General features: G+C 52.1%; 15 protein-coding genes. 4 read left to right on the forward strand and 11 right to left on the reverse strand.

The window, feature by feature from the left end; genetic code table 11:
• The first annotated feature begins 149 nt into the window (after positions 1 to 149).
• Positions 150 to 1,115: a LysR family transcriptional regulator gene (locus GE278_23200; protein QLK63683.1), complete on the forward strand. Its 966-nt coding sequence runs from the start codon at positions 150 to 152 to the stop codon at positions 1,113 to 1,115.
• Here GE278_23200 and GE278_23205 read toward each other — a convergent pair.
• The 5 genes from GE278_23205 to GE278_23225 all read right to left on the reverse strand — a co-directional run bounded on the left by GE278_23205 (position 1,099) and on the right by GE278_23225 (position 6,517).
• Positions 1,099 to 2,079, reverse strand: a complete 981-nt coding sequence (locus GE278_23205) for a LysR family transcriptional regulator (GenBank protein ID QLK63684.1) — start codon at positions 2,077 to 2,079, stop codon at positions 1,099 to 1,101. The two genes, GE278_23200 and GE278_23205, sit on opposite strands and share 17 nt — an antisense overlap.
• 308 nt (positions 2,080 to 2,387) lie before the next feature.
• Entirely contained in the window at positions 2,388 to 3,206 is an 819-nt protein-coding gene (locus tag GE278_23210; GenBank protein QLK63685.1) for a Cof-type HAD-IIB family hydrolase, read from the reverse strand.
• Between the two features lie 103 nt (positions 3,207 to 3,309).
• Positions 3,310 to 4,482 (reverse strand): MFS transporter, encoded by a 1,173-nt coding sequence (locus tag GE278_23215; GenBank protein ID QLK63686.1) that lies wholly within the window; start codon positions 4,480 to 4,482, stop codon positions 3,310 to 3,312.
• Positions 4,483 to 4,577: 95 nt separating this feature from the next.
• The gene (locus GE278_23220) at positions 4,578 to 5,576 is read right to left on the reverse strand and encodes an ROK family protein (GenBank protein ID QLK63687.1); all 999 of its coding nucleotides are present in this window, start codon (positions 5,574 to 5,576) and stop codon (positions 4,578 to 4,580) included.
• Between the two features lie 56 nt (positions 5,577 to 5,632).
• On the reverse strand, positions 5,633 to 6,517 hold the full coding sequence (locus GE278_23225; protein QLK63688.1) for a serine hydrolase: 885 nt from the start codon (positions 6,515 to 6,517) through the stop codon (positions 5,633 to 5,635).
• 176 nt (positions 6,518 to 6,693) lie between these two features.
• On the opposite strand from GE278_23225, the gene GE278_23230 reads away from it, so the two are divergent.
• Positions 6,694 to 7,200 (forward strand): hypothetical protein, encoded by a 507-nt coding sequence (locus GE278_23230; protein ID QLK63753.1) that lies wholly within the window; start codon positions 6,694 to 6,696, stop codon positions 7,198 to 7,200.
• Positions 7,201 to 7,317: 117 nt separating this feature from the next.
• Here GE278_23230 and GE278_23235 read toward each other — a convergent pair whose 3' ends face one another.
• Positions 7,318 to 7,689, reverse strand: coding sequence for a DNA damage-inducible SOS regulon protein (locus tag GE278_23235; GenBank protein QLK63689.1), 372 nt, complete (start codon positions 7,687 to 7,689; stop codon positions 7,318 to 7,320).
• Between the two features lie 116 nt (positions 7,690 to 7,805).
• Between GE278_23235 and GE278_23240 the strand changes: the two genes are divergently transcribed.
• A complete protein-coding gene (locus tag GE278_23240) occupies positions 7,806 to 8,258 on the forward strand; it encodes a GNAT family N-acetyltransferase (protein ID QLK63690.1) in 453 nt (150 codons plus the stop codon).
• A gap of 199 nt (positions 8,259 to 8,457) precedes the next feature.
• Here GE278_23240 and GE278_23245 read toward each other — a convergent pair whose 3' ends face one another.
• The 5 genes from GE278_23245 to GE278_23265 form a co-directional block, all read right to left on the reverse strand.
• Positions 8,458 to 10,068, reverse strand: coding sequence for a nickel ABC transporter ATP-binding protein NikE (locus GE278_23245; protein QLK63691.1), 1,611 nt, complete (start codon positions 10,066 to 10,068; stop codon positions 8,458 to 8,460).
• Entirely contained in the window at positions 10,065 to 10,880 is an 816-nt protein-coding gene (locus GE278_23250) for an ABC transporter permease subunit (GenBank protein ID QLK63692.1), read from the reverse strand. Before GE278_23250 ends, GE278_23245 begins: the two co-directional genes overlap by 4 nt.
• A gap of 18 nt (positions 10,881 to 10,898) precedes the next feature.
• Entirely contained in the window at positions 10,899 to 11,837 is a 939-nt protein-coding gene (locus GE278_23255; GenBank protein ID QLK63754.1) for an ABC transporter permease subunit, read from the reverse strand.
• Positions 11,838 to 11,928: 91 nt separating this feature from the next.
• Positions 11,929 to 13,473: an ABC transporter substrate-binding protein gene (locus GE278_23260; protein QLK63693.1), complete on the reverse strand. Its 1,545-nt coding sequence runs from the start codon at positions 13,471 to 13,473 to the stop codon at positions 11,929 to 11,931.
• 69 nt (positions 13,474 to 13,542) lie between these two features.
• Complete coding sequence (locus GE278_23265; GenBank protein QLK63694.1) at positions 13,543 to 14,445, reverse strand: homocysteine S-methyltransferase; 903 nt, start codon at positions 14,443 to 14,445, stop codon at positions 13,543 to 13,545.
• A 567-nt stretch (positions 14,446 to 15,012) separates the two neighbouring features.
• On the opposite strand from GE278_23265, the gene fhuE reads away from it, so the two are divergent.
• Positions 15,013 to 17,151: a ferric-rhodotorulic acid/ferric-coprogen receptor FhuE gene (gene fhuE, locus GE278_23270; protein QLK63695.1), complete on the forward strand. Its 2,139-nt coding sequence runs from the start codon at positions 15,013 to 15,015 to the stop codon at positions 17,149 to 17,151.
• Positions 17,152 to 17,204: the final 53 nt, after the last annotated feature.

Below are 17,204 nucleotides of genomic sequence, written 5' to 3' on the forward strand. Positions count from 1 at the left end.
CTGGGCGTTTATCATGTACTCATCGGAAACATGACTATAGCGATATGATTGAAATCAATAAATCAGTGGGAGTTTTAATTGACAACAGTGAAACAATTTATTCGCTAAGATAAAAAACCCGGAACCTATGCTAAACAGGTGTAATCAACATGCGTGTCGATAAGAATGATTCTTTGCGAAGTATTCTCGGTTTGGAACGGTCAACTTCCCGTGCCAGAAAAAAATTAGATCTGAATCTTTTGCCAATATTTATTGAAATATACAGGCATAAAAGCGTGAGTAAAGCGGCGTTGATATTAAATATGACGCAATCATCGGTCTCTCTGGCATTGGGAAAATTACGCGATTATTTTGACGACCCGTTATTTTTTCGTGAGGGTCAGCACTTTACGCCGACACAGGAAGCGGCTCAATTTTATGCCTCCATTAGTGTGAGTTTTGACAGTGTGCATCGTGAAGTTGCTAAAGTGGCCGTAGATAAAGTAAAAAGCAAAATCATTATCCATGCGTCCCCGTATCTTTCAATGCGACTTCTGCCCTCTTTATCCGAATTTATCTGGCTAATGCAAAAGGGGTGCGAAATTTTGCACAAATCAGCCACCCCGGCCAATGATTATAAAGAAACATGGGCAACGGATGTTATGCCGGATATCACTTTCGAGTTCGCTCGCAGTATTAATCCTCAGATGGTCAGCCAGAAGATGATGAGCGAACCGCTGTGTTTTGTTTGTTCTGTACATCACCCGCGGTTAACCTATGAACTGACCAGTGCAAACTCCAAGTGTGAGACATTTGTCACCTTTGAAAGGCTCTGTAATATGTTCTTGCAAAGCAGAGCCGAGGCAGACACTGTAGTTCAGGAACGTATATCTTCGATGAAGAGCGATTCATTATTTGCACTACTTTCAGTAATAGGTTCATCTGATAAAATTGGCGTTATACCGGTTTGGTTATTTGAAAAATTCAACGCCACATTTCATCTTAAAACGCTCGCGAATGAAATACCGCTCAACCCGTTGCCTGTTTATATGATTTATTCGTGTACAGCAATCAATACGCCGGTTGTAGGTGATATTATCAGCCAGTGGGCTGGGAATATCAGCCCCCATAAATAAGGGAACTTGCACCCGTTATTTGAGACTCTGTGGAGATGAAAACGTCTTTTTCGATAAGATTAATTAGATTGATGAAATGCTCGTTCGTCAGTGCGCTTTTCTTATAACTCATGTAAACGTTGCAGGGTTCAATCTGGAAGTCACATTCAAGGCGTTTCAGATCAAGACTTTCGCCAAACTTATCCATGAATCCTTCAGGTACAAAACTGATGCTGTTCGATTTTTCAGAAATAGCAGAATTCAGCAAAATCGAATCGCTGGTGAAAGAAAAGGTCCGCTCACCGAGATTATTCCTGATGGACTGCTGAATGCGCTGCAAACTTTCGCTCTTCACATTTAACCCTGTAAATGTTTCATGTTCCATCTGTTCCCGTGTGAGCAATTTATCCAAACGAGGATGGTCTTTACGGCACACAGCGACAACATTTTCCTGCATAAATAATGACGTGACAGTTGAAAAGTTATAGTGAGGCACCGTATCCAACACGATATCTGCCTTACGAAAAGATAACACTTGTTCACCCGAATTAAGTGCACTATCCGCGCTAATATGTTGAATCTCACAGGCAATGTCACTGTTTTCAATTGCGGCATACAAATCAGGCAAAAGACGCAGTGCCAGGTAAGGACTTGAATAAAGTACGAATTTCATTCTCGTCGTCGTGGTGGAAGAGAGGTTCATTACACTATTGACCAGTGTACTAAATATGCCGCCTAATTTTTCATGCAAGTTTATCGCCACTGTCGTTGGGACAAGTCCCATACCCTGACGGATAAACAAGGGATCAGAAAACTCCTCACGTAATTTATTCAGCGACTGACTCACCGTCGGGGAACTGGTATTCAGCTTTTCAGCGACAATTTTGACACTGTTATAAATAAACATTGTTTCGAAAATTAATAACAAGTTGAGATCGAAGTTTTTGATACGGTTTAGATTGGCAAGGATTAAATTATTGCTCATGATATTTATTCTCTTGAGTTGAATGCGAGTCTGTCAGGAAAAGCAAACCAGTGCATGTGATTAACATGCTGTGCATTTTCCCTGATTGAATCCGCATTGCCTATCGTTAAATACATCCATTGTTGGATACATTTAGTCCCATCTTGAATAAAAATCCATAAATAGATTTATTTTAACATTTACTTTCTTAAAGCATTGCAATGACAATGTGAAAAATAAGCACTCCTCTGAGTGAGTTGCCTTTTAATACTTCTTCAATAAAAAAGGCTGCCCAACGTGGCAGCCTTTCATTTTAACAGCGTCAGATTTCAGTCCTTAACGAATGGCGCTCGACCATTCAGCCAGTCATCAATCACCTTCATCACTCCTTCTTCACGATTGGACGGCGCGCGGTACTTCGCGGCAGCTTTCGCGGGCTCTGACGCATTCTCCATCGCGAAACTGTAACCGGCGTAGCTCAGCATTTCCAGATCGTTGCCGCTGTCTCCAAAGGTCATCACTTCTTCATCGCGGATGTCATAACGCTGCTGGATCTTCTTCAGGCCGTTTGCTTTGTGATTACCGGTAATAATCAGATCGATTGAACCGTGGCCACTGGTGACAGGCGCAACAATGTTACCAAGCTGCGCGGTAATTTCGCTCATCAGCGGATACACGTCGTCTTCGACGTAGCTCAGTGCGAATTTAAAGAGGGTGTCGTCGATGTGGGCGTAGGTTGGGATTTTATTCAGGCGATGATAGTAGTGGCTCATGCGCTTGATGAACTCTTCATCGGTTCCCTCAAGTACATACGCCCCTTTTCTGCCGCAAACAACGGTGTTGATGCCCGGCGTGCGCCCAATCCACTGCAACACGCTGGTGACCTGCTCCCGCTCCAGTTTAGCGCAGTACAGCTCCTGTTTTTTATCGACTACGTACGCGCCGCCTTCGGCAACGTAGGCGATCTGATCGTCGAGTTCATCGAAGAAAGCTTTCAGTTGGTAATACTGGTTGCCACTGGCGACAACAAATTTAATGCGACGCCGCAGTAATTCCTGATACTGCTCGCTAAAACGCGCCTGATTATATTCACTATATTCATTCAGGAACGTGCCATCCATGTCGACGGCGATAAGTTTTACGGCCATTGCAGCTCCTACAGGGTCAGATTTTAAGAAGTTATAATTAGATAAAATGCTGGCGGTCATCCTCGCGCCAGCGCTTCAGTGTGACTCAGTTAGGCGAAAAGCATTAATATTTTAATTTGTATGCACCAAACGTAATGATCAGGAACGCCGCCGCCACGCCGGAAAATGCAACGTAAAGGCTGGAAAGGTGCGCGATAAAACCGATCAGCGCCGGACCACCCAGCACGCCGAGATAACCGAGCGTCGCCACCATTGCCACCGACATATTCACTGGCATGACTTTTTCCTGACCAGCCAATGTAATCAATACCGGCACGATGTTCGCCGCGCCAATTCCCACCAGCGCAAATCCGCACAGTGGCAGGATCCAGCCTGGTAACAGCACCACCATCAGGTAACCCGCAATTCCCAGAACCCCGCCCACCACCAGAACACGTTTTCGCCCCAGCATACTGACAATCGCGTCACCGGTCATACGCATCAGCGACATCGCCACCGCAAACACTGCAAAGCCCCAGCCCGCATGTTCCAGCGCCAGACCACGTTCACGCGTCAGGAACACGCCGCCCCAGTCGAGTACTGCGCCCTCGGCCATAAAGCAGATCATCGCCATGATCGCCATTAACACCAGACGGAAGTTTGGCCGCGGTTTGGCTTTCCCTTCAACATGTTCTTCTTCATGGGCGCCAAACGGTAACAACCCACGGAAAGACCAGGCAGTGACAAGGATCACCATCACGATGGCGTAGAATGTACTGCCGAGCGGCGTAATACCTGCACTCAGCAATAATGAACCACCGCCCGCGCCAGCGATACAGCCCACACTCCACAAGCAGTGGAAACCGGACATCAGCGGCTTCTCCGCTGCCTGCTCCACCAGCGTTCCCTGCACGTTGACCGCCACATCGGCCAGACCGATGCCCATGCCAAAGATAAAGAGGCTCAGCGCCAGCAGCCAGATATCATTCAACGTCGCCAGCATCGGCAGCATCAGGCAATACAACACGACAGAGGCAATGATTACGCCGCGGCAACCAAACCGGCCGATAAGCTTGCCGGAGCCCAGCATGGAAAGCAGCGAACCCGCACCGAGACACAGTAATAGCAGGCCGAGATCCCCTGCTTCTGAATGCGTTCGCAGTTGCGCATAAGGTACGAGCGCCGCCCACAACCCCATCGCCATGCCGGTTACAAAAAAGATTGCCCGCGTGGCAACCCGTTTAACCGGGCTCCCGACGTGCGCTGTGGTATTAGGTAGTTCAGATGACAGTGACAATAGTGTTTCCCCGCTAGTCTGATGAGTTATTAAAAGTCTTTTAATAAGTGCTGAGTATATTGGCGATAAAGAAAGAAAGTCAATGCGTGCGCCGGTCAGATACTGAAAGCGACGTGACGATTATAGTTGTTCAATGTGAGTTCAGTGATGCCTTGCAGGTAATCCTGACGCAGTGACGGCCGGTAAACCAGTTCAGGCATATGTTGCGTCGGGATATGAAGATGGCAACGTTCGAGCAGGTCTGGGATCAACGCTTCGCTGATTTTCGGCCCGGAAAGCGCGATGGTAGCCGGGTTAACGATCGCAGCAAGCGAGACGATCACTTTAGCTATTTCGTCTGCCACCGGCATCTTATCCATATCAGTAAACGGCAGATTAGAAACCTCTCCAGCAAACTGGCTCGCTCCCTGCAAAACCTGTCCATTGATCACCATTCCGCAGCCAAGACAGGGCACTTCCGGCTTGAAGATATATGCCACTGGCGCAGTAACGTCCGTGCAGCTGCTGCGGTAAAATCCGTACGCGGTATAGTTCATGTCGTTATCCGCTTGCACGTAGATCCCGAACCGTTCCCGCATCTGTTGCTCCACCGGCACACTGGCGAAAACGCTGATATCACAGGTCGCGACGGTACCTTTAACGACCACGCCCGGTAGCCCGATCCCTGACGCTTTGATGTTCGGGAACTCCGCCATAATACGTTGAATAAGTTGATAAAATGTCTCCAGCTGCAGCGGTAAAAATCGCTCTTCGCCCTGCGCCAGACAGCCTCCGGTTGCCGAGTTTACCGTCCAGATGATCTGCGCTGCCGCATCACTGCCCTGCGCATAAATGCTCAGCACCGAGAAGTAATCCGGATTGTAGGCATACCGCTGCGCTGGCCGTCCGCCACGCGATACTTCGCGCTCCAGCGCCAGCACTTCGTTATTGCTACTGAGTTCATTAAGCACCGTTCCGCAGGTGGCAATGCTAAGGCCGGTGGCGACCGCCAACTCCGCTTTGGTTGCCGACCTCAATGATTTCAAGGCATGGGTAACCAGCACCACATTGTTGATTTTCATTTCACGGGTTGTACGATTTAAGGGAGTAATCATGGTGCCTCAAACGCAACGTAAATAAGGGTGGCTAATTTAGCATAAAGTGGCGGAATTCATCCTTTCCCCGCGAGCCTGACGGCTTCAGCTTCAGGAACACCTTCATGTGAGCCTGAGGTGAAGCATGCCACGGTCAGCGAATCTTTCACATCAGGAAAATGATAGACCGCATTGACGCAGGAAGGTCCGCCGCCCGAGTGGCCGGCAGCACGACCCGCCTGTGCCATTGCACCCATCATCAATCCGATGCCATAGCCGCATTCCGTCCACGGCCGCCCTTCAATCGCACCGCCGAGCGGATAACGCACCTGCATTTCTGTTAGTGCCTTTGCACCGATCAGTCTTCCCGAGAAGAGACCCTGCAAAAGCTTTGCAGCTTCTGGCACGTTTCCTGTGAGACATCCGTGATACACCCAGCCCGGATGATAATGTCCGGCAGCGTCGCAATGAAGTGGTGAGAATTGCTCAGGCGTAGTCGCCAGCGCGATACTTTTCAGTCCAAGCGGCTGGCAAATTAGCTCATCCACCAGACGTGAGAAACTCAAACCCGATGCAGCTTCGATATGCTCGCGCGCCAGCATGTAACCCACATTGGAATATGCCCAGCCTTCTCCCGGATTGAAAAGTGTCCCCTTTGCCATCACCGCGCTAAGCAACTTATCCCGTGACCATGGGACCTCACCCGCAGCGACGGCATCGTGATAGGATTTTAGGATTCCGTAATCTTGTAATCCGGCAGTGTGTGCCAATAATTGTCTAAGCGTGAAGTGTACTCCAGGCAGTTTCGAATCCAGACCCAGCTCGCCGCTCTCGCACAGTTTGAATGCGCAAATCGCAATCGCGGTTTTGGTAAAACTCCAGTAGGGAAAAAGCGCAGTGCCGCTTCCCTGCCCCCATTCCTCGCCTGAAGCCGAAATACAGTAACTGTGAAAAGTGGTCATTGGCCGGTCTCCTTCACCAGATAAATTTATGTCTTCATTGCAGGGGCTTTTTGGACAAATTTCAATCATCTCTTAAAATAGTAAATGTGAACTTTTTGTGCCTATTAACGCGGCCCTGCGCTTTACCTGGCGTTGTGCGCGTCGAATCAAAGAGATTATTCGACATGCTAAAAAAGATTAGCCAGATTTTATGCTTGTTTTTGCTGGTCGCAACCATCGGTATTCACGCGGGAGAAATCAATTTATATTCGTTTAATACTGGCTCGTTCGTCTACCACCTGACGGGTAACTATGGGCAATATAGCGAATTTTTCGACAACAAATTTATGTCTGTGGAGCGAAAATTCTCTGAGGATTCCAAATATAGCGCCCTGCTTGGCACGATGGACAATAGCTTCGGCGACCGCTGTATTGCAATGGGATTAAGAAGAGACTGGGCCTCCGGGGATTCGGGATGGGTTTTTAAAGGCATCTACGGCTACACGGGTGAATTTTTTTTTAATGCATTTAAATACTGCGGTGATCACGGGTCGTATAACGATTTCAAGAAAGTTACCGGGATCGGTTTTTCCCCTTATATCTATCACGCGATTCAGTACAACTTTACCGACTACTTTGGGGTGGAGAGCGGGATCATCATCCCTTCTGTTTTCGTCATCAGCGTACAGTGGAGCTTTAGATAAACCTGTTAACGCAAAAAGCCCCTGCAGCATTGACATCCACAGGGGCTTTCTCATGACATCCGTCTGCCGGGTCTGAAAAAGGAAATTGAAGGGTTTAAAAGGAGCTCTGTTATTTCATCAGGCCGCTTTAATTGCACGCACCTTCTTTGTTTTTACTGCGTCATCAGTGTGTTCAGTCACTTCCGCGTCTTCAACGGGTGTCTCTTCAGCTGTTTGAGCGTCGGCCTTGACATCGGCCACTGCGATTTCAGTTTCCGGCAGTTTACTGGTGCGCAGGATATGCTGAACAGTGTCTTTTTGCTCGGCAAGGTGCAGTGCGATATTTTCCGCAAGTGCCTCATCGAGCTCAATTTCGCTCTGTAATAGCCAGTCAGTAAAAGCATCCGCCATGTCGAGCATTTTGTCGTAAGCGTCCGCTTCTTTCTTATTGGCAAATGTCATTTTTTCTTCACCTTTTCTGACGACAACAAATTTTGTTTCAACAGCCATGATTCTCACTCCTTACACTGTAATTATATACAGCATATCAACAATGGATGACGTTGACATCCTACATTTTAATTTCTACGTTAGTCTTTTAACGCGCTCATTATAAGGTGATATCAATGAAAGATGTGCAATGCTGGGTAAAAGACGGTTACCTCATCACCACAGACGCTGAAAAGATGGATATTTCAGCCATCCAGCATTACCTGACCCGTTCTACCTGGGCGGCGGGAATTGATGAGCAGACAGTGCGCGATGCCATCGCTAACAGCCTGAACTTCGGATTGTTCGATGCAGATAAGCAAATTGGGTTCGCCAGATTTATCACCGATTACGCCACCTTTGCTTACCTTTGCGATGTGTATGTCCTGGAGGAATATCAGGGCAAAAATCTGGGGGGATGGCTGGTGGAGTGCTGTCAGTCGCACCCGGTCACCGCAAGATTGCGCCGTATGATGCTGTTCACGACTACCGCTCCCTGGTTGTACAAGAAATTTGGTTATGAACCGGTGAACAGACCGGATTATGCGTGGGCGATTGCCCGCCCTGACATCTATCTCAACAAACTATAGACATTACACTTTAAGGCCGCCGGTCATCTGCGGATATGCAGTACACACGAATTGCAGTTTGCTGACGGGTTCAAAGCCCTTTTCATCCATACATTTTTGCACCTGTGCAGCGCGACCAATGGAAGGTAAAACGGAGTTCGATCCCAGCGGATTCGGGTAGCCACACTGGTGCATCACCGGTATTGACTCCTTTTGATTTTCAGCGACATGCTCGAAATGTTGAGATGCACCCTGTAAGGGTTTCTTCCAGCCAGCCGACGCGCATTTCTGGCACCGAACGCAGCAGTTCGCGGGTGTAATCATCCAGCGGCTCAATCAATGTAGAAGCAACCGGCCCCTGACGCACGATCCTGCCCGCTTTCAGTACCGCGACTTCGTCCGCTATTTCGCGCACCACCTGCAAATCATGAGTGATAAACAGATAGGAAATGCCGGTGTCCTGCTGAATTTTACGCAGCAAGGCCAGCACGTCGCGCGCGACCAGCGGATCGAGTGCCGATGTCGGTTCATCGCACACAATCAGTTTAGGCTGCGCCGCCAGTGCCCTTGCGATACAGACACGCTGCTTCTGGCCGCCTGAAAGCGCCGAAGGGAAACGCGCCGCCAGTTCGCCGTGCAGCCCGACCTGCGCCAGCAATTCCCTGACGCGGGCATCGCGCTGGCCGCGGTTGAGTTCAAAAAAACAGGCCAGCACGCGGGCGATCTGGCTGCCCACGCGCTCTTTCGGGTTCAGTGCGGTATCTGGGATCTGATGGATCAGCTGCACGTCGCGAAGTTGCGTACGACTGCGCTGCCGCAAACTGGCCGGCAGTGTTTGCCTTTCCAGACTCACTTCTCCGTCTGCCGGGCTGAGCAGCCCGCAGATGACTTTGCCGAGTGTCGATTTTCCCGAGCCGGATTCACCGATCACCGCCAGCGTGCGGCCACGCGGCAGGGTCAGCGAGACATTTTGCAACACGGGCTGAGCGTGATAGCGGGCGCTGATGTTATCGATAAACAGCGCGACCGGCGACTCGCCGGTTTGCGGCATTTTCACCTCGCCCTGCGCATGCAGGAGACGGCGGGTGTAATCCTGCTGCGGCTGTGTCAGAAGCTGTTCAACCGGTGCCTGTTCCACGGTTTTGCCCTGCTGCAAGACCATAATGTGATTGCTGATTTGCGCGACAACCGCCAGATCATGACTGATATAAATCGCCGCCACGCCGGAAATACGGATTACATCGCTGATGGCTTTCAGCACGCCGAGCTGCGTGGTGACATCCAGCGCGGTGGTCGGTTCATCGAAAATCAACAGTTCCGGTCCCGCACACAGCGCCATGGCGATCATCGCGCGCTGTAACTGACCACCGGAAACCTGATGCGGATAACGCTGATAAAACTGCTGTGGCTGCGGCAAACCGAGTAGTTCGAACAGCTCAATGGCCTTCGCCTGCGCTTGCTGGCGGTCATACACTTTATGCCTGAGCGCCGCTTCAATGACCTGTTCGCCGAGTGTGATCGCCGGATTAAAGGCCGCGCCAGCGGACTGCGCCACGTAGGCGATATGCCGCCCGCGCACCTGCCGTAAACGGCGGTCGGAGAGCGTGGTCAGTTCCTGTCCGTTGAACTGGATGCTGCCGGACTCAATGCGCATTCCCTGACGGCAATGCCCGAGGATCGCCAGCCCGATGGTGGATTTCCCCGCACCGGATTCACCAATCAGCCCCAGCACTTCGCCGCGTTTGACGGTGAAAGAGACATTATCGACCAGCGTGCGCGGATTTTTCCCGGCGGAAACGACACGCAGATTGTGCACTTTTAACAGGCTCATGCTTTTCTCCCCCAGGCACGAGTGGTGCCGCTCATCAGCCAGTCCGCCACGGCGTTCACCGCCAGCGCCAGCACGGCAATCGCGCCTCCTGGCACCAACGCCGCCCAGACGCCAAACAGAATGCCGTCTTTATTATCACGTGCCAGCCCGCCCCAGTCGGCGGTCGGCGGCTGAATGCCTAATCCGAGGAAAGACAGCGCTGAAAGGAACAGCAGAATAAAGATAAAACGCAGGCCGAATTCGGCGATAAGCGTCTGTAACGCGTTGGGTAAAATGACATGCCAGAGGATCCAGCCGAGGCTTTCGCCGCGCAGCCGTGCCACATCGACAAACTCCATCACGCCGATATCCACCGCCAGCGAACGCGCCACGCGCAGCACGCGGGTGGATTCCAGCAGACCGAGTACCAGCGTCAGCACCGGGATAGTTTTCGGCAGCACCGCCAGGACGATCAGTGCCAGAATCAGCGTCGGAATGGCCATCACGATATCATTGCAGCGCGAAATCACCTGATCAAGCCAGCCGCCGCGCAGCCCCGCGATAAAGCCCAGCGTGCAGCCGACCGCAAACGCCACCAGCGATGCAAGCGCGGTGACACCGAGCGAGACACGCGTGCCCCAAATCAGCCTTGAGAGCAGGTCACGACCAAGATTATCGGTGCCTAACATGGCGTTCGGACCCGGCAGATCCCAGGACATGCCGAGCGTCTGATCCGGCGCGTGCGGTGCCAGCCACGGCGCGAAAATCGCGATAAGAATAAAGAGACTCAGCACCAGCAGGCCGAGTATCGAGGAAATTTTTAAAGCAGGCATTGCAGCAATTCCTAAAAGTCAGCGGTTGTGGCGTAAACGCGGATTGGCGACCAGCGCCATCACATCTGCCAGCAAATTCAGCAGGATATAAATCCCGGCCAGCAACAGCGCGCAGTCCTGCATCACCGGAATGTCACGTTTACTGATGCTGTCGACCATGTATTGCCCGAGCCCCGGATACACAAAGACGTTCTCTACAATCACCACGCCGACCATCAGATAGGCCAGATTGATCGCCACGACGTTGATAATCGGGCCGATGGCGTTCGGCAATACGTGACGCCAGAGAATGCGCGACGGCGAAAGCCCTTTCAGCAGCGCGGTGTCCACGTAGGCCGAGCTTTGCGCGGCAATCAACGCAGCGCGGGTCATGTTGCTCATGTGTCCGAGAATAGCCAGCACCAGCGTGGCGCACGGCAGGGAAATCGCGGAGAGCTTAGCGGCCAGCGGCATGTCTGCGGTAATACTGCTGTTGCTCGGCGCCCACGCCAGCGTGATAGCAAAAATCAGAATCAGCAGATAACCGGAGAAAAATTCCGGCAGCGCCACGGTCGCACGGGTGATGACGTTCAGTAGGGTATCGATCCAGCTACCGTGATAGCGCACGGAAATAAAGCCGATTAAAAGCGCCAGCGGAACCGCAATGGCGGCGGTGTATCCGGCCAGAAACAGCGTGTTGCCGAGGCGGGTAAACAGCGGGCCGCTGATGGCTTCACGGGTGGAGAAACTGGTGCCGAAATCGCCGTGCAAAATGCCAAACAGCCAGCTCAGATAGCGGCTGACCGCTGGTTTATCCAGACCGAGTTGCAGGTTCAGTTCACGGATAGCGTCCGGCGTGGCGCTCTGGCCAAGGATCGCCGTGGCGGCATTGCCGGGTAACAGTTGCACCCCGGCGAAAATCAGCACGGAGACTGCCAGCACAATCAGCATGCCGTAAAACAGGCGTGTCAGCACCATACCCACAAGCGATGAAGGAAGTAGCGAAAAACGGCCCGCAGGCCGTTGTGTTGTTTTTGGTGAAGATATTTCAGACATTATGTTACCCGGCTCAGCCTTCGATCCAGACTTTCTCAGCCGCGCGGTTACCACTCAGCGGCATTCCCGGAACGGAGGTAAACCCTTTGATTTTTGTTGAACAGCCGTCGAGTGCATCGGCGTACAGCGGAATGATTTCACTGCCCTGATCGACCAGCATCACCTGAATGTCATGATAAATTTGCTTACGGCGCGCTTCGTCCGGCTCACCGCGCGCTGCTTTCACCATCGCATCGAAAGCAGGAACGTGCCAGGCGGATTCATTCCACGAAGACTGACTGGTGAACACCAGGGAGAGCAACGCATCAGCGGTCGGCCTGTTCGCCCAGTTCGACGACACAAAGGCTTTCTTCTGCCAGATGTCATTCCAGAACGCATCGTCCGGCACGCGAACCACATTGAGGTTGATACCGGCTTTGGCAGCAGATTGCTGATAAAGCTGTCCGGCATCAACCGCGCCCGGAAAACCGGCATCGGCGACGTTAAGCGTCAGCGGGCCACTGAAACCCGATTTCTTCCAGTGGAACTGCGCTTTTTCAGGGTCATAAGGACGCTGCGGAATGTCTTTCGCAAAGTAACGGTTCGAAGGGAAGATCGGGTTGTCGTTCGCCACGCTGGCGTAACCGCCAAGCACGGTATCAATAATTTGCTGACGGTCGATGGCATATTTCAGGGCCAGGCGACCATCGATATTATCGAACGGAGCCAGATTCGAGAGCCCAGGGAAGGTATAAATCATGCTGTCTTTGGCACGCACCAGCTTCAGGTTTGGCATACGTTCGATACGGCTGACAATGCGCGGGTTCACGCGGTTGATAAGCTGCGCAGAGCCGCTGACCAGCGCCGCAACGCGTGCGGTGGAATCGTTCATTGCCAGTGTTTCAACTGAATCGACATGCCCGCGTTCGCTGTTCCAGTAATTCGGATTGCGTTTAGTCAGCGTGGTCACGCCCGGCTGGAATTTTTCCAGAATAAACGCGCCGGTGCCGATACCTTTATCGAAGCTTTCGTTTTCGGCAGTGATCGCAAAATGAACGGCGCTCAGCAGCCAGACGAATTCGACGTCAGGCGCGGTCAGTTTGATAGTAACTTCATGTTCACCGGTCGCTTCAATGGAGCTGGCGGTGTCCAGATAGCCCTTCACCGGCGACGTGGATTTCTCGCCACGGTGGTGATTCAGGGAGTACACCACGTCTTTTGCGCCGAGTGAACGGCCATCGTGGAACTGCACGCCCTGACGAATCTTCAGCACCCAGGTTTTGCTGCCATCGGTCGATGCCCAGGATTCGGCCAAGGAAGGCGCAAGTTTGGCGTTCTCGTCGATTTCTACCAGATTGTTGAACAGCTGCGAGCCGACAAAGTACATGTAGGTTTCGAACCAAAAAGCCGGATCCAGACGGTCGGTGCTGGAGGCGTTATCGACGCCCACCACCAGGTGACCGCCCTTCTTTGGTTTTTCCGCTTCGGCGGCAAATGCTTTACCCAGCCAGGTCGAACTGGTCGCAGCGGCGATGGAAAGTGCACCCGCACTTTTAATAAACGAACGACGATCGATCATGTTTTATCCCCTGTCACTGAGGGCATCCGCCCTCAAGCTCTAATTCAATATTTTTTATTTTTGATGATGCTATTTACTGAACGCCTGTTTCAGCGCGGCAATATGTTCCGGCCCGATGCCGCAGCAGCCGCCGACCAGTGTCGCGCCCTGCGCCACCCAGTCCTGTGCAAAATCCAGATAACCGGCAGGATCGGTGTCCTGACGCATTTTGCTCAGCCCTTCGTTGGCACCGCGTTGGTTATCGGAAGGCTCGAAAGCATTGGCGTATACGCCGATATCCAGTGAAGAATTTTCTGCGTTGAGCGCAGCGCGTGCTGCCTGCACCGCAGCGGCCATCACTTCCGGGCGGCTACAGTTGAATAAAATCGCGCTGCCGGATAAACGCAGTACAGCAGCGACTGCGTCTTCAATGGATTCACCGGAGCGCAGATGCGCGCGGCCCTGCTCATCCAACTGGTCCTGCAAAGTAAACGAGAACCACAGCGGACGCGGGTCATCGCCTAGCACCTCGCGCACGGCTTCCACTTCCGCCACCGAACTCTGGGTTTCTGCCAGCCAGATATCCACACTGCTGGTCAGATTCTCCACCAGCACCTTCAGTAATTTTTTCGCCGCCACCGGCTCGAACAGATCCGGGCGATAGGAGCCGAGCACAGGAGGAAGAGAACCGGCGACTTTCACCGACGTCGGCGCAGCATCGGCGGCTTCACGCGCCAGCTTGCCGGAAAGCGCAATCAGCGCCGCACCCTGCTCAGCAAAGACGGCGTCGCTGATATGAAAAGGCACCACGGCGTAGCTGTTGGTAGTGATCACCTGAGAACCGGCTGCGATGAAGGCATCATGCGCGGCACGAACAAACTGCGGGGCCTCAATCAGCGCCAGCGCCGACCACTCAGGCTGACGAAACGGTGCGCCCATACGGGCCAGTTCGCGACCCATGCCGCCATCGAGGATTTGAATGTTATTGATCATTGTGTCGTCACCTGGTGTTTTTCGTAAGCGAATCAACGTCCGCCTCGGTGTTTCCCGAAAGTTGGCTTCACTCTACAAAACGAACGTTTAGATGTCTAGATTTCTTAATGGCTAAACTATGCGAAATTCATTCATTGTGTTTATCGGATGCGATAAATACATAAATAAATACGACACCAGAAACGCATTCCACGGGCTTTTATGACAATTATTTTGCTTAAGTCTCGCTAATATAAAACCGCGATCTTTTCTACGACCTTCCCAAATTCCGCCATGAAATTTACCTTTGTTATATTTATTTACACCTGAAAGCTCAATGCGTATTATTCTCATTCGCTTTATTGTCAATGTCCTCTCATCCCGCTTCCGGCCTGTGTTTTTGCGGGTCTGGCGGATGTTTTAAGCTGGGCAATCACGCGAAAAAACATAAAGACAGTGGCGAAGTAAAAACAGTATCCAAAAAATAAAATAATCGTTTGGAGAATCACAATGTTGTCCGTTTCAGGGATCCATCCAGTTCAGTCAGCTCAGAAGAGAAAAAATGCAGGCCGGAAACTTTCACTTTCCATGATCGCTCTCTTTGTCTCCTCTTCTCTTCATTCCGTCCATGCAGCAGAAACCACGGCACCCAAAGCCGCCGACGATACGGTGGTTGTGACCGGCCAGACCGGCGGCAACGACACCGGCAGCACCGCGCAAGATTACAGCGTGCCGGTTACCGCCGCAGGCACCAAAATGCTATTGACCCAGCGCGATATTCCTCAGTCCGTAACCATTATCAGCAAACAGCGTATGCAGGATCAGCAACTGCTGTCCCTCGGTGACGTGCTCAATAACACCACCGGTATCTCACAAAGCGTGGCCGACATAGACCGCCGCACCTATTACTCGCGCGGATTCCTGATCGACAACTACATGACCGACGGCATTCCGACGGTCTTCGAACCGCGCTGGAATCTGGGCGACGCCGAATCGGATACCGCGTTGTATGAACGAATTGAAGTGGTGCGCGGCGCAACCGGCCTGATGACCGGCCCCGGTAACCCTTCCGCCTCGGTAAACATGGTGCGTAAACACGCCGACAGCAAAGAATTCACCGGCAATGTTTCCGCCACTTACGGCAGCTGGAACAAACAGCGTTATGTCGCCGATCTCTCTACGCCGTTGAGCGAATCCGGCAACGTCCGTGGTCGTCTGGTCACCGGCTATGAAGATAAAAACAGTTACGTCGAACGCTACGGCGCAACGAAGAAATTCGTCTACGCCGCCGTTGATGCGGATTTGACCGATTCGACCCTGCTCTCCGCCGGCTACGAATTCCAGCAAAATGACACCGACAGCCCGACCTGGGGCGGGATGCCGCGCTGGTACATCGACGGCAGTAAAACCAATTACCGCCGCGGTTTCAACTCCGCGCCGGACTGGGCGTACAGCAATAAAGAGACTAAAAAACTCTTCACCACAATCAAACAGTCGTTCGATAACGGCTGGACGCTGACCCTGAACGGCACGCATAACGAAACGATGATCGACAGTAAAATGCTGTACATCGACGGTTACTTCGATAAAACCACCGGCGCGGGCGTCTCTTCTTATGCCGGTTATCCGGTCGTCGGGGGCACTGGCTACAACACAGGTAAGCGCAAAGTGGATTCCGTCGATACTTTCGCCAGCGGACCTTTTGAACTGTTTGGCCGCGAACATGAGCTGATGACCGGTCTCAGCTACAGCAAACAGCAAAATACTTACTACAGTGCCTTCGCCAATATCTCCTCCGAAGAGCTGGGTAACTTTAACAATTACAACAGCCAGTTCCCTGAAACCGACTGGGGCCCGCGCTCGCTGGCGCAGGAAGACGTGATCCGCCAGAAATCCGGCTATATTGCCACCCGTCTTTCTCTGGCTGATCCGCTGCATATGATTCTGGGCGCGCGTTATACCAACTGGAATTCACACACGCTGACGGATCAGATTGAAAAGAACAACATCACGCCATACGCCGGTCTGGTGTTTGATATCAACGATAACTGGTCAACGTATGCCAGCTACACCTCGGTGTTCCAGCCACAGACCTACCGCGACATCAACGGTGCTTACCTGTCGCCGGTAATTGGCAAAAACTACGAAGCGGGGGTGAAATCCGACTGGTTCAACAGCCGACTGACCACGTCGGTATCGGTTTTCCGCGCAGAGCTGGATAACGTCGCACAGTCCACCGGCCGTGTTATTCCGGGCACACAGGATTATGCGTATGAGGGCAAAAGCGGCACTGTAAGCCGTGGCGTTGAGTTTGAAGTGAATGGTGCAGTAACCGATAACTGGCAAATGACCTTCGGCGGCACGCGTTACGTTGCTGAAGATGAAGATGGCGATGCGGTAAATCCGGAACAACCGCGTACTCAGTTGCGCCTGTTCACCAGCTACCGTTTACCGCAGTTGCAGGATCTGACCGTCGGTGGCGGCGTGAACTGGCAGACACATGTGTGGAGTGATGTCGCAGGTCCTGATGGCGACGGAACCCGTCATGCCGAACAGGGCAGCTACGCGCTGGTTAACCTGTTCAGCCGTTATCAGGTCACTAAACAGCTTTCCGTGCAGGCGAACGTCAACAACCTGTTCGATAAGGAATACGACACCAGCGTGAACCAGTATGTGGTGTACGGCGAACCGCGTAACGTCTCGGTGACGGCAAACTACAGCTTCTGATTTTTTCTTTATATAAAGACTGCGGCCGGCATGATTATTCTGCCGGTCACAAC

The organism is Enterobacteriaceae bacterium Kacie_13 (assembly GCA_013457415.1).
Lineage (GTDB): Bacteria > Pseudomonadota > Gammaproteobacteria > Enterobacterales > Enterobacteriaceae > Rahnella.